This window comes from Bartonella sp. CE47NXGY, assembly GCF_042195415.1.
GTDB lineage: Bacteria > Pseudomonadota > Alphaproteobacteria > Rhizobiales > Rhizobiaceae > Bartonella.
This window is the reverse complement of sequence record NZ_JBHIOI010000187.1, coordinates 1-921: the sequence shown is the minus strand read 5'-3', so window position 1 is coordinate 921 and position 921 is coordinate 1. Positions and strand designations below refer to the sequence as shown.

Below are 921 nucleotides of genomic sequence, written 5' to 3'. Positions count from 1 at the left end.
GGTTATTGGACCTTTGGATTGAATGGCACTGTTTATAATTACCAAAGCATAATCCCTGGCAATTTTACCGATATTGAGACGACGGGGGATTCCAGTGAGTTACACGCCAGTACAAGCAGGGTTCTTTACCGTGATAGTGTTTCCCTTACAACCTTGAATTTAGGCCTTTCTTATAAAAGAACCAACAATTACCTTCTTGGCAATAAGATTGAAGTGGGCAGCCGTCAATATAGTGTCGCCAATTTTGGCATTTCGCATTCGCGCCAGATGTTGGGGGGGACTTGGACCTTTGATGTGAGTTATTTGCAAGGGCTCCCTTTGTTTCATTCAGTAAAGAAACATGCGCCAGGAGCAGGGGATGCGGAGCCACAATTTGCCAAATTTACTGGTACGCTTAGTGTCATGACGCCTTTTAAGGTAGGGGGCTTGGACTTTATACTGAGCAATCTTTTGAGTGGTCAATATTCACCGCATAATTTATTGGGAGCTGAACAGATTTCGTTGGGGGGCGCTTCCAATGTTCGTGGCACGCGTGAGAGTTTGCTTTTTGGCAATAACGGTTTTTTTAGCCGGAATGATTTGTTGCTACGCACCATTCCGTGGAGCAATCACGCGACCTTCAAAAAGGTTTTTGGTGAACTTCGCCCTTATGTTGGTTTGGATTATGGGCGTGTTTTTGCACAACCCTTGTATGGGATTAAGAGTGACCAGCTTGCCGGTTGGACAGCAGGTGTCAAGCTTGCGGGAGGCATGGTCTCTCTTGATGCCAGTTATTCCAGTATTTTTTGGAGCACAGTTAAGCACAAAAAATCAGGAACATTTTTTATGACATTAACAATGGAACTTTAAGCATTTTTTATTGGGGAGTTAAAGTATGAGATATGAGAAGAGAGCAGAAAGAGCAGCTTTATTAGGTGTTTT

Annotated in this window: 1 protein-coding gene; it reads left to right on the top strand. The window is 43.5% G+C overall.

The features are described 5' to 3' along the window. The coding region (locus tag ACFIL3_RS10560) for a ShlB/FhaC/HecB family hemolysin secretion/activation protein (protein ID WP_375682257.1) at positions 1–849 on the top strand (849 nt) is incomplete at its 5' end. Between the last annotated feature and the right edge of the window lie 72 nt (positions 850–921).